2 protein-coding genes and 1 pseudogene are annotated in these 3,655 nt (G+C 50.1%); all 3 read right to left on the bottom strand.

Annotated features, from left to right (window positions below; all coding sequences use genetic code 11):
* Positions 1–442 precede the first annotated feature (442 nt).
* The 3 genes and pseudogenes from AT710_09375 to AT710_09365 all read right to left on the bottom strand — a co-directional run bounded on the left by AT710_09375 (position 443) and on the right by AT710_09365 (position 3,655).
* The gene (locus tag AT710_09375) at positions 443–1,570 is read right to left on the bottom strand and encodes a hypothetical protein (GenBank protein ID KUO90201.1); all 1,128 of its coding nucleotides are present in this window, start codon (positions 1,568–1,570) and stop codon (positions 443–445) included.
* A gap of 531 nt (positions 1,571–2,101) precedes the next feature.
* Positions 2,102–2,320, bottom strand: a complete 219-nt coding sequence (locus tag AT710_09370) for a hypothetical protein (GenBank protein ID KUO90200.1) — start codon at positions 2,318–2,320, stop codon at positions 2,102–2,104.
* 96 nt (positions 2,321–2,416) lie between these two features.
* Positions 2,417–3,655: pseudogene (locus AT710_09365) on the bottom strand.

Raw genomic sequence — 3,655 nt, 5'->3', positions numbered from 1 at the left:
CGTGGTTCATCACCTTCATCCTCACCACTTCACAGCTAGTGGTTCACCCCGCTCCATTCGTCCAGCGGTGGACCACGGGCTGAGCCTTCAACCCATTACCCCTATCCCTCACCACGGAGAGCCCCCCATCCACGGATCCCAGGGACTCAAGGATATATGTTAGCGTGGGGACACGTTATGCAGTGCTCGCGCCCTATTCAGGGCTTCCCCACACAATTATTCCCTCGCATTCAGAGCCTAAAAACCTTACCCCGCCCTAAAGGGCGAGGCTTGTCACTCATTTTGTCACAATGTGCTTCACGTGACGAATGCATACGTAAGGATGAGGAAATCACGAAACCCATGGCGACCGGGCTCGGCACTAAGTTCACGCCGAGACTTCACATAATTCAGGGGTTTAAATAATAGGGCGTTAATTAGGGATAATGCACTGCCTTAGGTGTCACGTTCCACGTATGGAGTATATCCTATCATCACCTGGACCGCAGTAGATTACCGCGGGCTCGGGCTCGATGCGTTCACCGGTGGCTGAGTCTGTTGTGTGCGCTTCAAATAATTCTCTGGCTGTTAATTGCCTATACGTGATCTTACCCTCACTCATGCTAACCACGTAGCCCCTTAACTCCTTCACCGGGAGCCCGGTGAGCTCATCAACCTCCTTCCTAAATGACCTCAGTATAATACTCAACACTTCACTGGATCTCAGGGACTCCACAAACCACCCATAGAACTCGGGCCATAGGTGTGGGTTAGTCCCATAGACAAACTCGTTTGGACCCGCCCTCGTTACATCCCACTTAATTGCCTCCAAATCACCGGCTTTTTCCAATCCCATACCCATGGCTATTATGGCTCCGTCATCGAGTCCCCTCCAGGTGCTTGGTCTAGCTAATTTAGAACCCGTTATTGTCAATATGGCCACCTCAATCACGTGGGACTCAAGCTCGGAAAGGAATTCCGACAAGCCACCAACCTCTCTAATCCACCTCTCCCCCTCACTCCTAGCCCTCTTGATGAGCCTGGAAATCTCCCTGGACTCACTCCTCACGACCTTCTTAAAGAGCTCTATCAACTCGTCAAGTGTGCCCTCGTACTCGTCGAGGTACCTGTGCGCACTGATCTCTGCCTTGAACATGTAGTGGTACCTATTCCTCCCTAGGCGAAACCTATCGTACTCCAGTATTGAGAATGGGACGTAAATCCCGAGGGACTTCACGTACCTCCTAACCTCCTCCTCTATCCTATCCACCTCCTCACTCAACCTCTTCCTTCTCCTTAATTCCCTCAGCAACTCCCTACTAAAGACATCCAACTGCTCCGGCTGTGCTTCCTTGAGGAACTTGAGAATGTCCTCGGCATCAAAGGTGAAATCCCTACCTTTCTCTAGGTAAATTGATTGTTCTGGAATCACGACCTCACCCTTCCTAGACCTCTCAACAACCTCCTCAAGTTTATCCCTCACCTGCGCCACCAAGTCCTTGCTCTCATCCAACCCCATACCAACCAAGTCGAGGACGTAATCCACGTACCACCTAATCCTCCCTAAATCCCTGGCATCACGCTTATGCATATGATTACCAAATAAACTGATTATTAAAGCTTTAATAGCCACTGCATTAATAAGTCCAGGTATTATTCGTCACGATGTAGAGGAGCTGAGGGCGTTAAAAGCCCGGAGGACGGGAGCCGACTTCCCCAGCAATACCGGGAGGAGGATCCGCGACGCGGAGACCGAGTAGCGCCCATAATGGGGCGTAACCCCCAAGACCTCGGGGAACCCTAAAGGCGGGGAGGAGGTCAGTGCGGTACTACGGCGCCTATGAATCCTTCGAATTAGCCATAATATATGATAAAGTTATCCCCCATCCCCGCCATAAATGGCGAGGTTTTCCCCATGTGTATAAACTGAGTCCCCATACAATAATGCAATTGCCCTGGGGGAATACCTAGAATTGAAATTAGCCGCCAATCAGCGGCATTCTTAAAGGCGGAAAAGGCAAAATAACATAGTCAGTGAACTACCTCGCTCTCACGGGGACTTCCCCTAACCCCCAAAAGTTAATTAAATTTAAATATAAACTCATAAGATTCACGGAGAAATTCATTGCCTTAGCACTATGTAGTACTTCGATTTTTTATCGCTTGTCACAATTATTAATCCATTTAATTCAAGCTTCATCAATGCGCGCCTAATCTCGGATTCGCTGGCTTCGCTGCTCCATGCCTTAACTGCCTGAAGAAGATCGGAATAAGCTATTTCCTTCTTTGACTTAAGGAAGTTATATATCAAGTAATCCAGCGGCAGCGATGCACTCATCACTGATCACACATATAGGCTCTCCGCCCTCCCCCGCGTTCTCGCCACCATTTGCCTTATGCGGTCCCACCAAGACTCATAGAACTTAATCATGTCTGGAGTTATTGATGCCCGAACCTTCTTCATTGCCTGCAGGAAGTGCCTAGCCTCCACGCTCGTCGCATTCTCGTTCTCCCTAAGCGCAATTAATCCGGCCTCCCTCACCAGCATCTCTATATCCGCGCCGGAGTACCCCTCCAACATGTTCGCCAACTCCTCCAGGTCGACGTCCTTGGCTAGGGGCATGTTCCTCGTGTGAACCCTGAGTATCTCGAACCTAGCCTCCTTATCGGGCGGCGGAATATAGACTATCCTATCGAATCTCCCGGGCCTCAGCAGGGCTGGATCCATCATGTCGGGCCTATTGGTGGCCCCAATTATCACTATATCGTCAAGCCTGGATATGCTATCCATCTCCGCCAGCAGTTGGGCAACTATCCTATCCATTGCTCCCGTATCCATGGTCATGCCCCTCGCTGGGGCTATGCTGTCTATTTCGTCGAAGAATACCACGGCTGGGGCTGCCATTCTGGCTTTCTTGAATATCTCCCTAATTGCTTTCTCGCTCTCCCCGAACCACTTGGAGAACACCTCCGGCCCCCTCACGGATATGAAGTTGCTCCCGGACTCAGTCGCCACGGCCTTAGCCAACAAAGTCTTCCCAGTACCCGGAGGCCCAAACAACAAAATACCGCGAGGCGGATCCACTCCTAACTCCTCGAAGTATGATCTATACTTTATTGGCCACTCAACGGTTTCCCTCAACTCTTGCTTAACATTATCGTAACCGCCAATATCATCCCACTTANCCTCCGGCATCTCGACTATTATTTCCCTAAGCACGGTTGGTTGAACGTACCTCATTGCATCCAGGAAGTCCTGCTTACTTATCCTGATCTTCTCTAAGATGTTTTGCGGTATCTCAGGTTGCTCTAGGTCTATCACCTTCTGATCAATTGATTTCCGCAATCTGGCCATTGCTGCTTCTTTCACTAGTGCAGCTATATCGGCCCCAGTATATCCATGCGTCATTTCGGCTAATTCATCAAGACTGATCAAGTCTGACTTATCGCAAATATTGTTCTTAACATCATCCTCACTGCAGAGCGGCACATTACGGGTATGGACGCTCAATATCTCCCTACGGGCATTCTTATCCGGCATTCCAATGGTTATCTCCCTATCGAATCTGCCGGGCCTCCTAAGGGCTGGATCAACGGCGTCGGGCCTATTAGTGGCCCCGATAACGACGACTTGACCCCTCTCCTGCAAACCATCCATCAAAGTAAGCAACTGAGC

The sequence above is a fragment of the Thermocladium sp. ECH_B genome (assembly GCA_001516585.1).
GTDB lineage: Archaea > Thermoproteota > Thermoprotei > Thermoproteales > Thermocladiaceae > Thermocladium.
The sequence above is the reverse complement of the archived record's forward strand: the minus strand, read 5'-3'. Positions and strand labels throughout refer to the sequence as shown.

What these genes read in the sequence shown, in the direction of transcription:
- AT710_09375 (KUO90201.1), bottom strand. Translation starts at nt 1,570, where the DNA reads ATGCATAAGCGTGATGCCAGGGATTTAGGGAGGATTAGGTGGTACGTG.